16 protein-coding genes are annotated in these 17,117 nt (G+C 64.1%); 12 read left to right on the top strand and 4 right to left on the bottom strand.

Going from position 1 to position 17,117, the window contains the following annotated elements; all coding sequences use genetic code 11:
• Positions 1-190 precede the first annotated feature (190 nt).
• Entirely contained in the window at positions 191-3,700 is a 3,510-nt protein-coding gene (locus ACIGJG_RS25335; RefSeq protein ID WP_011300831.1) for a pyruvate carboxylase, read from the top strand.
• Positions 3,701-3,754: 54 nt separating this feature from the next.
• Here the strand turns inward: ACIGJG_RS25335 and ACIGJG_RS25330 are convergent, their stop codons facing one another.
• Positions 3,755-4,657 carry a LysR family transcriptional regulator gene (locus ACIGJG_RS25330; RefSeq protein WP_011300832.1) on the bottom strand — a complete coding sequence of 301 codons (903 nt, stop codon included), beginning with the start codon at positions 4,655-4,657 and terminating at the stop codon, positions 3,755-3,757.
• A gap of 108 nt (positions 4,658-4,765) precedes the next feature.
• On the opposite strand from ACIGJG_RS25330, the gene ACIGJG_RS25325 reads away from it, so the two are divergent.
• Genes ACIGJG_RS25325 through ACIGJG_RS25310 form a run of 4 tightly spaced genes read left to right on the top strand, consistent with a single transcriptional unit; the run spans position 4,766 to position 8,112 of the window.
• Positions 4,766-6,019, top strand: coding sequence for an aromatic ring-hydroxylating dioxygenase subunit alpha (locus ACIGJG_RS25325; protein ID WP_011300833.1), 1,254 nt, complete (start codon positions 4,766-4,768; stop codon positions 6,017-6,019).
• A 4-nt stretch (positions 6,020-6,023) separates the two neighbouring features.
• Positions 6,024-6,494, top strand: a complete 471-nt coding sequence (locus ACIGJG_RS25320; protein ID WP_011300834.1) for an aromatic-ring-hydroxylating dioxygenase subunit beta — start codon at positions 6,024-6,026, stop codon at positions 6,492-6,494.
• A 12-nt stretch (positions 6,495-6,506) separates the two neighbouring features.
• Positions 6,507-6,821 carry a non-heme iron oxygenase ferredoxin subunit gene (locus ACIGJG_RS25315; RefSeq protein ID WP_011300835.1) on the top strand — a complete coding sequence of 105 codons (315 nt, stop codon included), beginning with the start codon at positions 6,507-6,509 and terminating at the stop codon, positions 6,819-6,821.
• A 31-nt stretch (positions 6,822-6,852) separates the two neighbouring features.
• Complete coding sequence (locus ACIGJG_RS25310) at positions 6,853-8,112, top strand: NAD(P)/FAD-dependent oxidoreductase (protein ID WP_011300836.1); 1,260 nt, start codon at positions 6,853-6,855, stop codon at positions 8,110-8,112.
• 104 nt (positions 8,113-8,216) lie between these two features.
• Here ACIGJG_RS25310 and ACIGJG_RS25305 read toward each other — a convergent pair whose 3' ends face one another.
• Positions 8,217-8,807, bottom strand: coding sequence for a 2-hydroxychromene-2-carboxylate isomerase (locus ACIGJG_RS25305; protein ID WP_011300837.1), 591 nt, complete (start codon positions 8,805-8,807; stop codon positions 8,217-8,219).
• 83 nt (positions 8,808-8,890) lie between these two features.
• On the opposite strand from ACIGJG_RS25305, the gene ACIGJG_RS25300 reads away from it, so the two are divergent.
• Together ACIGJG_RS25300 and ACIGJG_RS25295 are read left to right on the top strand one after the other, a co-directional pair.
• Positions 8,891-9,466 carry a TetR/AcrR family transcriptional regulator gene (locus ACIGJG_RS25300; protein WP_011300838.1) on the top strand — a complete coding sequence of 192 codons (576 nt, stop codon included), beginning with the start codon at positions 8,891-8,893 and terminating at the stop codon, positions 9,464-9,466.
• An 85-nt stretch (positions 9,467-9,551) separates the two neighbouring features.
• Positions 9,552-10,292 carry an SDR family oxidoreductase gene (locus tag ACIGJG_RS25295; RefSeq protein WP_011300839.1) on the top strand — a complete coding sequence of 247 codons (741 nt, stop codon included), beginning with the start codon at positions 9,552-9,554 and terminating at the stop codon, positions 10,290-10,292.
• A gap of 54 nt (positions 10,293-10,346) precedes the next feature.
• Here ACIGJG_RS25295 and ACIGJG_RS25290 read toward each other — a convergent pair whose 3' ends face one another.
• Entirely contained in the window at positions 10,347-11,312 is a 966-nt protein-coding gene (locus ACIGJG_RS25290) for a DnaJ C-terminal domain-containing protein (RefSeq protein WP_011300840.1), read from the bottom strand.
• Positions 11,313-11,658: 346 nt separating this feature from the next.
• Here ACIGJG_RS25290 and ACIGJG_RS25285 point away from each other — a divergent pair, with 346 nt between their 5' ends.
• From ACIGJG_RS25285 to ACIGJG_RS25270, 4 genes are all read left to right on the top strand, one after another.
• Positions 11,659-12,357, top strand: coding sequence for a hydrolase (locus ACIGJG_RS25285; protein WP_011300841.1), 699 nt, complete (start codon positions 11,659-11,661; stop codon positions 12,355-12,357).
• 97 nt (positions 12,358-12,454) lie between these two features.
• Positions 12,455-13,354, top strand: coding sequence for a LysR family transcriptional regulator (locus ACIGJG_RS25280; protein WP_011300842.1), 900 nt, complete (start codon positions 12,455-12,457; stop codon positions 13,352-13,354).
• Between the two features lie 165 nt (positions 13,355-13,519).
• Positions 13,520-14,131, top strand: a complete 612-nt coding sequence (locus ACIGJG_RS25275) for a glutathione S-transferase family protein (protein WP_011300843.1) — start codon at positions 13,520-13,522, stop codon at positions 14,129-14,131.
• 30 nt (positions 14,132-14,161) lie between these two features.
• Complete coding sequence (locus tag ACIGJG_RS25270; RefSeq protein ID WP_140953260.1) at positions 14,162-15,097, top strand: pyridoxamine 5'-phosphate oxidase family protein; 936 nt, start codon at positions 14,162-14,164, stop codon at positions 15,095-15,097.
• Positions 15,098-15,102: 5 nt separating this feature from the next.
• Here ACIGJG_RS25270 and ACIGJG_RS25265 read toward each other — a convergent pair whose 3' ends face one another.
• Entirely contained in the window at positions 15,103-15,969 is an 867-nt protein-coding gene (locus ACIGJG_RS25265) for a LysR family transcriptional regulator (RefSeq protein WP_483673173.1), read from the bottom strand.
• 93 nt (positions 15,970-16,062) lie between these two features.
• Here ACIGJG_RS25265 and ACIGJG_RS25260 point away from each other — a divergent pair, with 93 nt between their 5' ends.
• A complete protein-coding gene (locus ACIGJG_RS25260) occupies positions 16,063-17,049 on the top strand; it encodes a zinc-dependent alcohol dehydrogenase family protein (RefSeq protein WP_011300846.1) in 987 nt (328 codons plus the stop codon).
• Positions 17,050-17,117 lie beyond the last annotated feature (68 nt).

The raw sequence follows: 17,117 nt of genomic DNA, 5'->3' as shown, positions 1-17,117 counted from the left end.
GAAACACCCGATCCCATCCCTCCAAAAAAGTTCTATAAAAATCAAAGAGCTGTGATGACAGCAGGCCTTGGCCTGCTTCTTGCGCTATGCCCCGACCAACCTCCGCTTATTCGACCCAATGGCGGAGACCACCGCACCCGATTGACCATGAGGGCCACCTGAACCCTGGCCGACCCTTCCTTTGTGCGCTATGAACTACACCCCAATCAAATCCCTGCTGATTGCCAACCGATCCGAAATCGCGATTCGCGTGATGCGCGCCGCCGCCGAGATGAACATCCGCACGGTTGCGATCTATTCGAAGGAAGACCGGCTCGCGCTCCATCGCTTCAAGGCCGATGAAAGCTACCTTGTCGGCGAGGGCAAGAAGCCGCTGGCGGCCTACCTCGATATCGACGACATCTTGCGCATTGCGCGCCAGGCGAAGGTCGACGCCATTCACCCGGGCTACGGCTTCCTCTCGGAGAACCCTGATTTCGCGCAGGCCGTGATGGATGCCGGTATCCGCTGGATCGGCCCGTCGCCCGATGTCATGCGCAAGCTCGGCAACAAGGTCGCGGCGCGCAATGCCGCGATCGAGGCGGGCGTGCCGGTGATGCCGGCCACCGACCCGTTGCCGCAAGATCTGGACGAGTGCAAGCGCCTGGCAGCCGGCATCGGCTATCCGCTAATGCTCAAGGCGAGCTGGGGTGGCGGCGGACGCGGCATGCGTATGCTGGAGAATGAACAGGATCTCGAAACGTTGCTGCCGGCGGCAAGGCGGGAGGCGCTGGCTGCGTTCGGCAACGATGAGGTCTATGTCGAGAAACTGGTACGCAATGCGCGCCACGTCGAAGTGCAGGCGCTCGGCGATACGCATGGCAACCTGGTGCACCTGTACGAGCGCGATTGTACCGTGCAGCGGCGCAACCAGAAGGTGGTGGAGCGCGCGCCTGCGCCATACCTCGACGCCGCCGGTCGCGCAGCACTGTGCGACGCGGCGATGCGGCTGATGCGCGCGGTCGGCTACACGCATGCGGGCACGATCGAATTCCTGATGGATGCCGACTCCGGCCAGTTCTACTTCATCGAAGTCAATCCGCGCATCCAGGTCGAGCACACGGTCACCGAGATGGTCACCGGCGTCGATATCGTCAAGGCGCAGATCCGCATCACTGAAGGCGGCCATATCGGCATGACCGAGAACACGCGCGACGCTGAGGGCAAGATCGTGGTGCGCGCTGCGGGTGTGCCGGAACAGTCGGGGATTTCGCTGAACGGGCATGCCTTGCAATGCCGGATCACCACAGAGGACCCTGAGAACGGCTTCCTGCCCGACTATGGCCGCCTGTCCGCGTATCGCAGCGCCGCAGGCTTCGGCGTGCGGCTCGATGCCGGCACCGCCTACGGCGGCGCGGTGATCACGCCCTACTACGATTCGCTGCTGGTCAAGGTCACGACCTGGGCGCCCACTGCTCCCGAGTCGATCCGGCGCATGGACCGCGCGCTGCGCGAGTTCCGCATCCGCGGCGTCGCGTCCAACCTGCAGTTCCTCGAGAACGTCATCAACCACCCATCGTTCAAGGCCGGTGACGTCACCACGCGCTTTATCGACAAGACGCCCGAACTGCTGGCGTTCACCAAGCGGCAGGATCGCGCGACCAAGCTGCTGCACTATCTCGGCGATGTCTGCGTCAATGGCCATCCAGAAATGGCGGGCCGCTCGCTGCCGTCCTTGCCACTGCCCGCACCGGTGCTTCCCTCGGTAGACGCAACGAGCCCGGTGCCGACCGGCACGCGCGATCTGCTGCGCGAGCTTGGTGCAGAGAAGTTCTCGCAATGGATGCTCGAGCAGAAGCGGGTGCTGCTGACCGACACCACCATGCGCGATGCGCACCAGTCGCTGTTCGCCACGCGCATGCGCACCGCCGACATGCTGCCGATCGCGCCGTTCTACGCGCGCGAACTGCCGCAGCTGTTCTCGATGGAGTGCTGGGGTGGCGCGACGTTCGATGTGGCGCTGCGCTTCCTCAAGGAAGACCCGTGGCAGCGTCTCGAGCAACTGCGCGAGCGGGTGCCGAACATCCTGTTCCAGATGCTGTTGCGCGGCTCGAACGCGGTCGGCTACACCAACTACGCGGACAACGTGGTGAAGTTCTTCGTGCGCCAGGCCGCCAGCGCCGGCGTGGACGTGTTCCGCGTGTTCGATTCCCTGAACTGGGTGCGCAATATGCGCGTGGCCATCGATGCCGTGGGCGAAAGCGGCGCGCTATGCGAAGGCGCGATCTGCTACACCGGCGACGTCTTCGACGGCTCCCGTCCCAAGTACGACCTGAAGTACTACGTCGGCATCGCGCGCGAGCTGAAGCAGGCCGGCGTGCATGTGCTGGGCATCAAGGACATGGCCGGCATCTGCCGTCCGCAAGCGGCGGCCGCGCTGGTCAAGGCGCTCAAGGAAGAGACCGGCCTGCCCGTGCACTTCCATACCCACGACACCAGCGGCATCTCGGCCGCGTCCGCGCTGGCCGCCATCGAGGCAGGCTGCGATGCAGTGGATGGTGCGCTCGATGCCATGAGCGGACTGACGTCGCAACCGAACCTGTCTAGCATCGCGGCGGCGCTGGCCGGCAGCGAGCGCGACCCGGGGCTCAGCCTGGAGCGGCTGCACGAGGCGTCGATGTACTGGGAAGGCGTGCGTCGCTACTACGCGCCGTTCGAGTCGGAAATCCGCGCGGGTACCGCCGATGTCTACCGCCACGAAATGCCCGGCGGCCAGTACACCAACCTGCGCGAGCAGGCACGTTCGCTCGGTATCGAGCATCGCTGGACCGAGGTGTCGCGCGCGTACGCAGACGTCAACAAGATGTTCGGCGATATCGTGAAGGTGACGCCGACTTCAAAGGTAGTCGGCGACATGGCGCTGATGATGGTCGCCAACGACATGAGCGCAGCCGACGTCTGCGATCCGGCCCGCGAAGTTGCCTTCCCCGAATCGGTGGTCTCGCTGTTCAAGGGCGAGCTGGGCTTCCCGCCCGACGGCTTCCCCGCGGAACTGTCGCGCAAGGTGCTGCGCGGCGAGCCGCCCGCACCTTACCGCCCGGGCGACCAGATTCCGGCGGTTGACCTCGAGGCAGCGCGCGCCGAAGCCAGCGCGGCGTGCGAACAGCCTGTCGACGACCGCCAGCTGGCGTCGTACCTGATGTATCCCAAGCAGGCCGTTGCTTATCACGCGCACGTGCGCACCTACAGCGATACCTCGGTGGTGCCGACGCCGGCCTTCCTGTACGGCCTGCAGCCACAGGAAGAAGTGGGCATCGACATCGAGCCGGGCAAGACGCTGCTGGTATCGCTGCAGGGCACGCATGCCGACGCGGAAGAGGGCAACATCAAGGTCCAGTTCGAACTGAACGGGCAGTCGCGCACGGCGGTGATCGAGCAGCGCAGCACCGTGCAGGCCGGTACGTCACGCCACAGCCGTCCGGTTGCGGACCCTGAGAATCCGCTGCATATCGCCGCGCCGATGCCAGGCTCGATCGTGACCGTAGCGGTCCAGCCGGGCCAACGCGTGGCGGCGGGCACGACGCTGATTGCGTTGGAAGCCATGAAGATGGAAACCCACATCGCGGCTGAGCGCGACTGTGAGATCGCGGCCGTGCATGTGAAGTCTGGTGACCGGGTGTCGGCGAAGGATCTGCTGATCGAGCTGAAGGGAACGGAGTAACCCCGGGCGGCAGCCAGCCAGCGTCTCAGCTGGCTGCCTGCCGCTTTTCCATCTCTAATCCGCGAACAGTTCGACAAACTGATTGCGCAGCCACTGGTTTGCCGGGTCGTGATGGTACCTGGCATGCCAGAACAGATTGATCTGTATCTCGGGCAGCGCAAACGGGTGACTGACATATTTAAGCCCGAAGTACCGGGCACATCGTTCCGCAAAGGTCCAGGTCACCGTGGCTACCAGATCGGTGGTGGCGATGATGTCCGCCAGCGCCACGAAATGCGGGACGTGCAGGCGAACCCGCCGGTTCACGCCCGCTTCGGCAAGAAGCTCGTCAACCCGGGCGTGCCCTGTGCCCGCTGCCGTCACCACCACGTGTTCCGCCGCTTCGAAGTCCCGCATGCTGATCTTCTTCTTGTCCAGCGCATGCCCGGGGCGGAACAGGCAAACATAGCGCTGTCGGAACAGGCGCCGTTGAAAGAACCCGCTGCCGAGTTCAGGAAGATGGCCGACCGCCAGATCGATCTTCCCCTGACTCATGTCCGCCGCGAGGTCCACCGCCGTATTGCGCACGGTCGCCAGCGTCACGCCAGGTGCGCGTTGTCCCAGCGCACCCATCAAGGGCGGAATGAAATGAACCTCGCCGATATCGGTCATCGCGACACGGAACGCGCGAGTGCTGTGCTCGGGGTCGAAGCTGCGCTTCTGGCTCAGCGTCGCCTGCAGTGACTCCAGCGCAAAGCTGATGGGCTCAGCCAACTCCAGCGCGAGCGGCGTTGGCAGCATCCCCTTGCTGCTTCGCACAAATAACTGATCCCCCAACAGCGTGCGCAAGCGGGCCAGTGCATTGCTCACGGCCGGCTGGCTGAGGTTCATGGCCTTGGCGGCGCCAGAAACGGTGCCCTGCCGCAGCAACTGTTCAAACACAACCAGCAGGTTCAGATCGACGTCTCTCAGCTCCATGGAAGTCTTATTGATTCTGTGAATATTGACTATAGACCGGATTCTATTGGTTTATTTTGCACGGCGCTCCATGATCCTTCGCATACGGAAAGCAATACGGAGACAACCATGCGAACCGACTCGTCCCAGGCTGGTCCGGTGTGGGCTGACGACAGCATCAGCCGCATCCCCTTCCGCGTCTACACGGACGCCCAGTTGTACCGGCGTGAACTCGAACGCTGCTTCTATAAGGGTCACTGGAACTACGTCGGGCTCGAGGCCGAGATTCCGAATGCCGGCGACTTCAAGCGCACCACGGTAGGGGAACGGTCCGTCATCCTGGTGCGCGACCAGGACGGCGACATCAACGTCGTCGAAAACGTCTGCGCTCATCGCGGCATGAAGTTTTGCAGGGAACGCAGCGGAAACCGCAAGGACTTCCATTGCCCGTACCACCAGTGGAACTATGACCTGAAGGGCAACCTGCAAGGTGTGCCACTGCGCCGGGGCGTCAAGCAGGACGGCAAGGTCAATGGCGGCATGCCGGCCGACTTCAAGCCGCAGGAGCACGGGTTGACGCAACTGAAGGTGGCGACGCGCGGCGGTGTCGTGTTCGCTTCGTTCGACCACGACGTCCAGCCGCTCGAGGACTATCTCGGGCCGGACATCCTCGGCTACTTCGACCGACTCTTCAATGGCCGCAAGCTGAAGGTGCTCGGCTACAACAAGCAGCGTATTCCGGGCAACTGGAAGCTGATGCAGGAAAACATCAAGGATCCCTACCACCCCGGCCTTCTCCACACCTGGTTTGTCACGTTCGGACTCTGGCGCGCGGACAACAAGTCGCGCCTGGTGATGGATAACGCGTTCCGCCATGCGGCGATGGTATCGACGCGCGGCCAGGGCGGAAAAAGCGACGTGACCTCGGGCGTCTCCAGCTTCAAGGACCAGATGGCGCTGAACGATGACCGCATCCTCGACATCGTCCACGAGCCATGGTGGGGCGAGCCCACCGCGGTGATGATGACGGTCTTCCCCAGCGTGATCTTCCAGCAGCAGGTCAACTCGGTTTCCACGCGCCATATCCAGCCCAATGGCCCCGACTCGTTCGACTTCGTGTGGACGCACTTCGGCTTTGACGACGACACGGACGAGATGACGCGGCGCCGCCTGCGCCAGGCCAACCTGTTCGGGCCGGCGGGCTTCGTGTCAGCCGACGATGGCGAAGCGATCGAATGCTCGCAGGAAGGCTTCTCCCAAAAGCCATGGCATCGCGTGATCGCCGAACTTGGCGGCAAGACCGCCGAGAACACCGACCACATGGTCACCGAAACCCTGATCCGCGGCATGTACGCCTACTGGCGCAAGGTGATGGAGGTCTGACGCCATGAACTTCACTGACTATTACGCGCTGCTCACGCTGCACGCCGATTACACCAGTGTCGTGGACAGCGGCGAATGGGACCGCTGGCCTGACTTCTTCACCGACGACTGCCTCTATCTCGTCCAGCCCCGCGAGAACCACGAGCGTGGCTTACCACTCGCCACGCTCTCGCTCGAAGGCAAGGGCATGCTCAAGGACCGCATCTATGGCATTCGCGAGACGCTGTTTCACGATCCCTACTATCAGCGCCACATCGTCGGGACGCCTCTGATCCGCGAGGCCACCGGCGAGAAGATCGTCGCGGAGACGAACTATGCCGTGCTGCGCACCAAACCCGACCAGATGAGCGATGTGTACAACGTCGGCCGCTATCTCGACACCATCGCACGGACGGCCGAAGGCTGGAAGTTCGCGTCACGCCTCTGCATATTCGACAGCGAGATGATCCTCAACTCGCTGATCTACCCCATCTGACAAGGAGCCCTCATGACCGAAACCTGGATCGAGGCAGCGGCGCTATCCGGCGTGCCGCAGGACGACGTGATCGCCGTGGCCGTGCAAGGCAAGGAGATCGCGCTGTACAGCGTGGACGGCGACGTCTATGCGACCGACAACATCTGCACGCACGGCCACGCACGCCTGTGCGAAGGCTTTCTTGAGGGGCACGAGATCGAGTGCCCGCTTCACCAGGGCAGGTTCGACATCCGCAACGGAGCGGCCATGTGCGCGCCGCTGACCGAGGGCATCCGCATCTATCCCGTGCGGATCGAGGGCGGCAAGGTCTTCGTGGACCTCGGTTAACACGCCTGCGTCAGAACCAGAGGAACTCCGCATGCATGACGAACAACCGCGCGGCGCGACCGCTAACGTGCCGACCAGCACGATCGTCATCGTTGGCGCAGGCCAGGCCGGCGGCTGGGCCGCCCAGACGCTGCGCAACGAAGGCTTCACAGGCAGGCTTGTGCTGATTGGTGATGAAAGCCATCCTCCGTATGAGCGGCCGCCATTGTCCAAAGCCGTGCTTGCAGGAGAGGCGGAGCCTTCCAGCACGCAGTTGCTCAGGCCAGACGCGTTCGAGGCCCTCGGGCTGGAGTGGTGGCCGGACATACCGGTGAACCACATCGACCGCCATGCGAAACGGCTGGAGATGACGGATGGCAAGACGCTGGCCTACGACAAGCTGATCCTGTGCACCGGCGGCCGCGCCCGCACGCTCACTGTCCCGGGCGCGGATCGGGCCCGCGTCCATACCTTGCGGACCATTGGTGACGCGCTGTCGCTCGCACAAGAGTTTCGACCGGGCCGCAGCGTGGCCGTGATCGGCGGTGGCTGGATCGGACTCGAAGTCGCCGCCACGGCGCGCCAGAGAGGCGCAGAGGTGACGGTAATCGAGGCACAAGGCCGGCTGTGCGAACGCTCCGTGCCGCCGGAGATCTCGGAGCATCTGCTTGGGCTGCATGCCACGCATGGCGTGCACATCAGACTCGGCGTTCATATCTCTGGTATCGCCCGAGGCGCCGACGGACGGCCCGCCCTGACGCTTGCCGATGGGGACACGCTAACTTGCGATGCGATCGTCGCGGGGGTGGGTCTGGTGCCGAATGATGATCTGGCGCGTGACGCAGGGCTGGATTGCGACGGCGGCATAATTGTCGACGAGCGCTGCTGCACGTCCGACCCCGACATCTTTGCCGCGGGCGATGTCGCCGTGACGCCAAACCCGTGGGCTGGCCGCCGCATGCGGCTGGAATCGTGGCAGAACGCGCAGGAGCAAGGTATCGCTGCGGCACGCGCCGCGCTGTGCCTGCCGGTCGTCTATCAGCCGCTGCCGTGGTTCTGGTCTGATCAATACGATATGAACCTGCAGATCTATGGCGTCCCCCTGCCCTCGCACCGCATCGTGACGCGCGGCATGCCGGGAGACAACAGCTTCGCGCTGTTCTACCTCGAAGACGATGTCATCAAGGCCGCGCTGGGCGCCAACGCCGCCCGCGACCTCCGTTTCGCGCGCAGGCTGATCGAGCAGAGCAAGCCGGTAGATGTGAAGCGACTTGCCGACGCGGATGTTCCCATGGGCAAGCTGTCTGCCTGAAGCCGACGACGCTTCACCACCGAGCCTGATGGCAAGAGTGGTGAGCACGCGCGGCGAGCGGGTGTTCGGCAAGCGTTGCAGGCCTGGCCGGCGCAACACGTCGGTCAGCCTAGGGCTTCCTGTACAAAGTCCAGCCGGTCCTGTCCGAAGAACATCTCCTGCCCGACGAACATCGTCGGGGCGCCGAAGACGCCACGCTGCAGCGCCTCGTCGGTGGTGGCCTTCAACGCCGCCTTGATCTCGGGATCGCTGACCCACGCTTCGATCTGACCTGCGTCGAACCCGCCGCGCGCGAGCGTCTGCGCGGTCAGCCCCATGTCATTCAGGTTGAGCGAATCCACCCAGATGGCCTGGAAAACCGTGGACAGGAAGTGGTCGAACCGCTCCGGCTCGCGCAACTGGACCGCGGTGGCCGCGCGCATGAGCATCAGCGTGATGATGGGAAAGTGCGGGTTCCGCGCAAGCGGCACGCCGTAGCGCCGCGCAAAGCGGGCCAGGTCGTGCGAGACGTAGCGCCCCTTCGCCGGCACCGCGGCCGGCGATGCATTGCCGGTGGCCTGGAACACGCCGCCCAATAGCATCGGCTTGTAGACGAGTTGCGCGCCGGCTTGCGCACAGAGCACGGGAAGCTGCGTCCAGGCCAGGTAGGAGGCCGGACTGCCCACATCGAAGTAGAACTCCACCGTCTTGGTCACGTCATCCTCCTTTTATTTAACGTACGTTTAGTTAACGGACGATATGCTATGGTTCAGTTGATGTCAACTGCCAGTCCGCTGCCATGCGCTACACCAAGACCCACAAGGAAGAGACCCGCAAGAAGCTGCTCGATGCGAGCAGCGCGATCGCCAAGAAGGGAGGATTCTCGTCCACGGGCGTTGACGCGCTGATGTCCTCCATCGGGTTGACCGGCGGTGCGTTCTACAGCCATTTCGGTTCCAAGCAGGAATTGTTCGAGGCCATCGTCGAACTCGAAATGCAGAAGAGCAGCGACATGATGGCAGGCGACAAGGAGTCCCCGGAAAACCACGTGGCAAAGTGCGTGCGGGACTATCTGAGCTCGTTTCACGCAGTCACGCCGGAGGTGGGTTGCATCCTCCCGACCCTGGGTGCCGAAATCGCGCGCGCGGGCCCTGCCGTGCGGCAACAGGTCGAGCGCGGCCTGAAGCATACGCAACAGAGTTGGAGCGCGCGCACGGGCGACAGCGACGCAGCCTGGGCCCTGATCGCCCAACTGGTCGGCGCGCTGGTACTGGCCCGCACCGTCGAAAGCGAAAAGACGCGCAAGGAAATCCTGGCTGCCAGCCGCCGCTTCCTCGGCAAGACAATCCCGACCGCCACCGAATCAAAAGGCTGATCGCTTCCGGCTCCAGTTGCTTGACACCTCGCGACCCGTAACTTAACGTTCGTTCACTAAACGGACGTAGACCAAAGGAGACTCCATGACATCCAGCCAATCGCAGCCCAAGGTTGCCCTGGTCATTGGCGCAGGCGATTCCACTGGCGGGGCCATTGCCAGGCGTTTTGCCCGCGAAGGCTATATCGCCTGCGTCACTCGCCGCGACGCGGACAAACTGCAACCACTCGTCGACAGTATTCGCGCCGAAGGCGGCCAGGCGTTCGGCTACGGCAGCGATGCGCGCAAGGAAGACGCGGTGGCGGCATTGTTCGAGCAGATCGAATCCGAGCATGGGCCGGTCGAGGTTCTCGTGTTCAACATTGGCGCCAACGTACCTTCAAGCATCCTCGAAGAGACTCCGCGCAAGTACTTCAAGATCTGGGAGATGGCCTGCTTCAGCGGCTTCCTCAACGCCCAGGCGGCGGCCCGCCGGATGGTCGCGCGCGGCCGGGGCACCATCCTGTTCACGGGCGCCACGGCCGCGTTGCGCGGTGCGGCAAACTTTGCCGCGTTTGCCGGGGCAAAACACGCGCTGCGCGCGCTGGCGCAAAGCATGGCCCGCGAGCTGGGCCCACAAAACATCCACGTCGCGCATGTGGTCGTGGACGGCGCCATCGACACCGCGTTCATCCGCGATACGTTTCCCGAACGCTACGCGCTCAAGGACCAGGATGGCATCCTGAACCCCGAGCACATCGCAGAGAACTACTGGTACCTGCATAGCCAGCCGCGCGATGCCTGGACTTTTGAGCTGGACCTGCGCCCTTACATGGAACGCTGGTAAGACGTCGCGCACAGCCGGAGGATGAGGGGCAACGGCAAGCGGCCTCGCCCCCGATCAATATCCACGAGCGATCTCGCGCAACACCGCGCGCTGCCGCTCGTCGGGCATGCGCATCTTCGCCGGCAGATCGATCATGACTTTCAGCACGAGGTCTCCAGACCGCCGGCGCTTTGGATCCTGCAGCCCCTGCCCCGCTATGCGGATCAGCGCGCCACTGCGCGTCATTGGCGGCACCTCCACCACCAGGGAGTTCCGGAAGCGCATCAACGGCACCTGTCCGCCCAGGATGGCAACCACGAAGTCGATCTTCAGTTCGCGCTGAAGATCCAGTCCGTCCATGCGGAAGACGCGGTCTGCACGAATACTGACTTTGCAAAGCAGGTTGCCCCTGGGCCCGCCGTCGACGGATTCCCCTCCGAGGCCCCTGGCGCGAAGCACGGTGCCATCTCTGGTATGCGCGGGAACCGTGACGCGCAGCAGCTTTGCCACCCGGGTCGTCCCGAGCCCCCGGCAGGCATCGCAACGACGCGTTCGCTGACCCGCACCCTTGCAGTCAGTGCATGGCACCTGCCGGAAACGTCGGGCGAGTGAACCACGGCCCTCACAGGTCGCGCAGCTCGAAGCCTGTTGCCCCTTTCCCGAACAGTGCACACAGGCCGGAGACTCGCTGACTCTCGTCAACGCAATGCCTCCGAGAACGGCTGTTTCAAGCGGAATCGTCGTCTCGCAGACGTAGTCCGCGCCCGGTGTACCCGGGTTGTGCGCAGTGTCCGGCGCCGCCGGAGGGCCGTCATTGCGCCTCGGCTGTGCCACTTGCGCGTCGTAGGCAGCGCGGGCCACCGGGTCTTTCAGCACCGCATAGGCTTGCTGCAGCGACTTGAAGACCGCTTCCGCACGCTCGACCGTGTCGGGATTCCTGTCCGGATGCCAACGCATGGCCAGGCGGCGATAGGCATTGCGGATATCGGCCTGTGAAGCCGCACGTCGAACCCCGAGTACTCGGTAGTAGTCGCTATCCATCCCTGAGTTTTGGTTCTCGTCGTGGTGATGTTTTCCGGGCCGCCGGGGCGACCTGACCGAGGCTGCGGCTTGTTTCACCGGCGCGGCATCGATGCACATTGCGCGCAGGCAATGCCCCCACGGTTTGTCGGCACCAGCGCGTCGAAATTCACCCCAACTGAGGGAGGGGTCGTGAGGCACATACGCCACCTTCTATAATTCAATTTTTTTGATGAACTATTACAGCAACGGTACCATTCCTTCGAGGCGACCCTGGCTATAGTTCTGCCCATGGCGAAGAGCACAGCAAGTACCCCGCCAGATCTGAAGTTCAAACCAATTGAATTTTCCATTTAGGAGAGACGCCATGTCGAACGCCAAGCTGCAAGTCCTGACCCCGCGCAATAGCCAGCTCATCATCATCGACCATCAGCCGCAGATGGCGTTCGGCGTGCAGTCGATGGACCGCCAGACCATGAAGAACAATGTCGTGGGCCTGGCGAAGGCGGCGAAGATCTTCGAGGTGCCGACCACCATCACCACGGTCGAAAGCGAATCGTTCTCGGGCTTCACGTATCCCGAACTGCTCGACGTGTTTCCGGGCAAGGAAACGCTCGAACGCAGCTCGATGAATTCGTGGGATGACCAGAAGGTGCGTGACGCGCTCGCCGCGAACGGCCGCAAGAAGATCGTTGTGGCCGGGCTGTGGACGGAGGTCTGCAACACCACCTTCGCGCTGAGCGCGATGCTGGAAGGCGACTACGAGATCTACATGGTGGCGGACGCGTCCGGCGGCACGACGAAGGAAGCGCACGACTATGCGATGCAACGCATGATCCAGGCCGGCGTGGTACCGGTGACCTGGCAACAGGTCATGCTGGAATGGCAACGCGACTGGAAGAACCGCGAAACCTACGACGCCGTCATCGGTGTGGCCAAGGAACACTCGGGCGCCTACGGCATGGGCATCGACTATGCCTACACGATGGTGCACAAGGCGGCGCAGCGCACGGCGACGACACACGCTTCGATTGCGCCGGTCCATGCGCCGGTGATCGAACACTAAGCACCGGCACGCCGCCTGAGTTGCAAATACAGGAGGGGCTACGGCCCCTTTGCTGCATCCCGATATACTCGCGACAAACCAACCCCGGAGAGCACGCGTGGATCGGCTGCAGGCCATGAAGACCTTCGTCACGGTCGTGGAGACCGGTGGCTTCACGGCCGCTGCGCGCAAGCTCGATGTATCGTTGTCCGTCGTGAGCCGTGTGATCACGGAACTGGAGGCCCACCTTGGCGTGCGGCTGCTGACGCGTACCACGCGGCTGGTGCGGCCCACTGAGACCGGGACCGCTTACTTCGAAAATTGCCGACGCCTTCTGGCCGAGATTGAAGAGGCCGAACTTTCCGTCACGGGGACGCATGCGGCGCCGCGCGGCCAGTTGTCGGTGACCGCATCGGTCCTGTTCGGCTCGCGCTACGTCACGCCGATCGTCGTCGAATATCTGCGGCGCTATCCCGAGGTCGGCGTCAGCTGCCTGCTGCTGGACCGCGTGGTCAACTTTGTCGACGAGGGCATCGACGTCGGCGTGCGCATCGGCGAGTTGCCGAGTTCGTCGCTGCAGGCCGTTCCGGTCGGCCGCGTGCGGCGCGTGGTGTGTGCATCGCCCGACTACCTCGCTCGCCATGGCGTGCCGCGAACACCGGATGACCTTGCCCACCACACGTTGATACAGACCACCGGCATCTCCACGCTGCCGGAATGGCGCTTTCACCACAACGATCAACCGGTGTTCACGCGCATTGCCCCGCGCATGGCCACCACCACCAATGACTCCGCCATTGCCGCGGCAGTGGCAGGCTTCGGCGTGGCGCGGGTGCTGTCGTACCAGATCGCTGGTGAACTGCGGGATGGGCGATTACAGACTGTGCTCGCCGACTATGAACCTGCGCCGCTTCCGATCCATGTGATCCATCGCGAAGGGCGCCACGCGGTGCAGAAAGTACGCGCGTTCCTTGATCTTGCGATCGAACGGCTGCGCGCCGACAAGACCATCAACTGACGCCCCATTATTCTGGTTTCCAGAAGAGTCCCTTCACGGACAGGCCATTTCTCGTGGCCGTTCGCGCACCTAAGATGGTTTGCAGCAGAACATCCCGCGCGCCGGCGGCAAGAATGCAGGCCGGCAGCGGCGCACACCATCACCGTCGCAAAAGGGGCTTCTTCCATGCAGATCTACCACCACCCGCTGTCCGGCCATTCGCATCGCGCCCGCCTCTTCCTGTCGCTGATCGATGTCCATGCCGAGCCTGTCGAGGTCGACCTGGCCAGGCGCCAGCACAAGTCGCCCGAATTCCTCAAGCTCAATCCGTTCGGGCAGGTGCCGGTCCTCGTCGACGGCGACACCGTGGTACCGGACTCCAACGCGATCATGGTCTACCTGGCCCGCAAGTTCGGCAGGACCGACTGGCTGCCTGAAGCGCCGGCCGCTGCCGCCGCCGTGCAGCGCTGGCTGTCCGTGGCCGCGGGCGATATTGCCTTCGGCCCCGCCGCCGCGCGCCTGATCACCGTGTTCGGCGCGCCGCTGAACCGCGAGGAAGTCATCGCCCGTGCCCACGTGGTCATCAAGCGCGTGGACGACGCGCTCGAAGGCCGCGAATGGATCGCCGCGGCGCAGCCGACGATTGCCGACGTGGCGCTCTACAGCTATATCGCGCGCGCGCCGGAAGGCTTTGTCGACCTGGCGGAGTACGCCAATGTCAGGCGCTGGCTTGCGGCCGTGGAAGCGCTGCCTGGCTTTATCGAGTTCAGGAAGAGCCCGGCCGGGCTCGAAGCCTGAAAACGCTACCTCGTCCGCCGGAGTCCGCACATGTCCACAAACCCCAGCCTCCCCTGGCACGCGGGCGAACTCGCGCTGCAAGCCCGTGTCGGTGTCGCGGCAAAGATGGAAGATGTTGGCCGGCGCGTGATGCGCGACTACATGCCGGACCAGCACCGCGAGTTCTTCGCGCAGATGCCGTTCGTCGTGCTCGGCACCGTGGCGCCGGACGGGCGCGTGTGGGCAACGTTGCGCGCCGGGCGGCCGGGTTTTCTGCAATCGCCCGATGCCCGCATCCTGGAGCTGCGCCTGCCACGGGAAGCCGCCGACCCGGCTGATGCAGGCATGGAAGACGGCCAGCCTTTGGGCCTCCTCGGCATCGACCTGATGACGCGCCGGCGAAATCGCATGAATGGCGTGCTGCGGCGAGCGGACCGCGACGGCGCGGACTTGCGCATCGACGTGGTGCAGAGTTTCGGCAACTGCCCGCGCTACATCCAGCAACGCGCGTTCCGCTTCACGCGCGATCCGTCCGAGCAGACCACAATCGCCCCGCTGGCCATGGGCGCGCTGGACTCGCGCGCTCGCGCGCTGATCGCCTCGGCGGATGCGTTCTTCGTGGCGTCCTACGCGGACCGGCCTGAAGCCGGCCGGCAGGTCGACGTGTCGCATCGCGGCGGCGAACCGGGCTTCGTGCGGATTGACGCAGATGGCGGTCTCACCATTCCGGATTTCGCCGGCAACCTGTTCTTCAACACGCTCGGCAATTTCATGGTGAATCCGACGGCCGGCGTCACGTTTGCCGACTTCGACACCGGTGAACTGCTGCAGATGTCGGGCCGCGTGGAGGTCATCGTCGACTCCCCCGAGATCGCTGCGTTTCAGGGCGCCGAGCGCCTGTGGCGCTTCTTCCCCGAAAAGATCGTGCGGCGCGAGGCGGCATTGCCGATGCGCTGGGCGCGTGCCGGGGATGCTGCAGATGAGTAGTCCCGTCAGGGTAGCCCGAGGCACTCCGTCGTCATTGCCATAAGCGCCTGCAGACGCGTGAGCCGCCGCAAGTCACGGTGGCAACCCATCCAGACATCGCGCCCCGGTGGCGCTTCGCCGAGATCGATGCGGCGCAGGCCGGGTGTGGCATCGCCAAGCGGGCACGGCAGCACCGCAAAGCCCCCGCGCTCCGCACACATGCGCGCCTGCACACCGCGGTTGTTGCTGCGGAACACCGTGCGGGCGCGTGGCAGCATGCGCGCAGTCCATACCACATCGGGCAGCATGCCAAAGGCGGTGTCCATGCTGATGAGTGCGATGCCTTCACCATCGCCCGCGGTCGGCACTTCAAGGTCAACATGACCGTACAGCGCGTAGTCCATGTGCATCACCGTGCGCTGAATCACATCCGGCTCCTCGAATGGCGTGATGCGGAACGCCAGATCGGCTTCGCGCCGAGTGAGGCTGTACTGGCGGGCGTCAGTCACTAACTCCAGCGCAACGCGCGGATGATGCGCCAGGAAGCGCGCAAAAACCGGTGTCAGCACATGAATACCGAACCAGTCCGACGAGGTCACGCGCAACAGGCCCGTCAGCGCGTTATCGCTTCCTGCAAGCGCCCGAGCAAGACCCAGCGCCTCGTCTTCCATGCGTTCCGCGTAGGCCAGTATGGCGCTGCCCTCCTGCGTCAGGACAAAGCCATCGCTGGTACGGTGGAACAGCATGTAACCGACCGCCGCTTCCAGCGCGCGCAAGCGCCGGCCCATGGTCGGCTGCGTCAGGCCGACCCTCCTCGCCGCGGCACCGAGCGTGCCGGCACGCGCGATTGCCAGAAAGATGCGCAAATCGCTCCACTCGAGCCTTTCATTCATATTTGACTGACGGTTATTCAATTCTGTCAATTTACATGCAAATTCGCATGAACCATGATGACTCCACTGTTCACTGTTTCCAAGGAGATCACGATGTCCATGCAAGCACTGGTGCTGACCCGGCACAACGGCCCCCTCGAACTCACCACCGTGCCGCGCCCTGACGCCGCTCCGGGCCAGGTACTTGTACGTATCGCGGCGAGTGGCCTCAATCCTCTCGATACCAAGATCCGCGCCGGTGCCGCAGCGCATGCGCGGCACCCGCTGCCACTGGTCCTCGGCATCGACATGGCTGGCACGGTCGAGGCCGTCGGCGCTGGCGTCAGCGCGTTCAAACCCGGCGACGAGGTCTACGGCATGACCGGTGGCGTCGGCGGCATCCAGGGTTCGCTCGCGCAATACGCCGCTGTCGATGCGGCGCTGCTCGCACATAAACCGGCGAACCTGTCGATGCGCGAGGCGGCCGCGTTGCCGCTTGCCTTCATCACCGCCTACGCCGGCATCGTCGACCGCGCACATCTGCAGGCTGGTCAGACCGTCCTTGTCCAGGGCGGCGCTGGTGGCGTGGGCCATATTGCGGTGCAACTGGCACGCGCGCTTGGTGCCGAAGTGTTCGCCACCGCCAGCGAAGCGAACCTCGATCTCGTCCGGCAACTCGGCGCCACGCCGATCGACTACCGTGCGCAGCCGGTTGAAGCCTATGTCGAGGCCCACACCGGGGGCGAAGGGTTCGATCTGGTTGTCGATACGGTGGGCGGTGCGACGCTTGATACCTCGTTTGCCGCGGTGAAGCACTTCGGCCACGTTGTCAGCGCACTCGGCTGGGGCACGCATGCGCTGGCTCCGCTGTCGTTTCGCGAGGCAAGCTATTCCGGGGTGTTTACGCTTTATCCCTTGCTGACCGGCAAACACCGCGCGCATCACGGTGAAATGCTGCGTGAAGCCACGCGTCTGGCCGAAGCCGGTGCGCTGAAACCCGTGGTCGATCCGCGCCATTTCGGCCTCGGCACGGCGGAAGCCGGCTATGAAGTTGTTGCGGCAGGCACCGGGCGGGTCAAGGTGGTGGTGGACGTCCGGTAGGGGTGGTGCGACGGGGGACTGGAGACCCAAATCTCCTCGCCACGGGCCTCCCCCGCAACATATACTCC

It is taken from the genome of Cupriavidus sp. C1SS-2L (assembly GCF_057073735.1).
The sequence above is the reverse complement of the archived record's forward strand: the minus strand, read 5'-3'. Positions and strand labels throughout refer to the sequence as shown.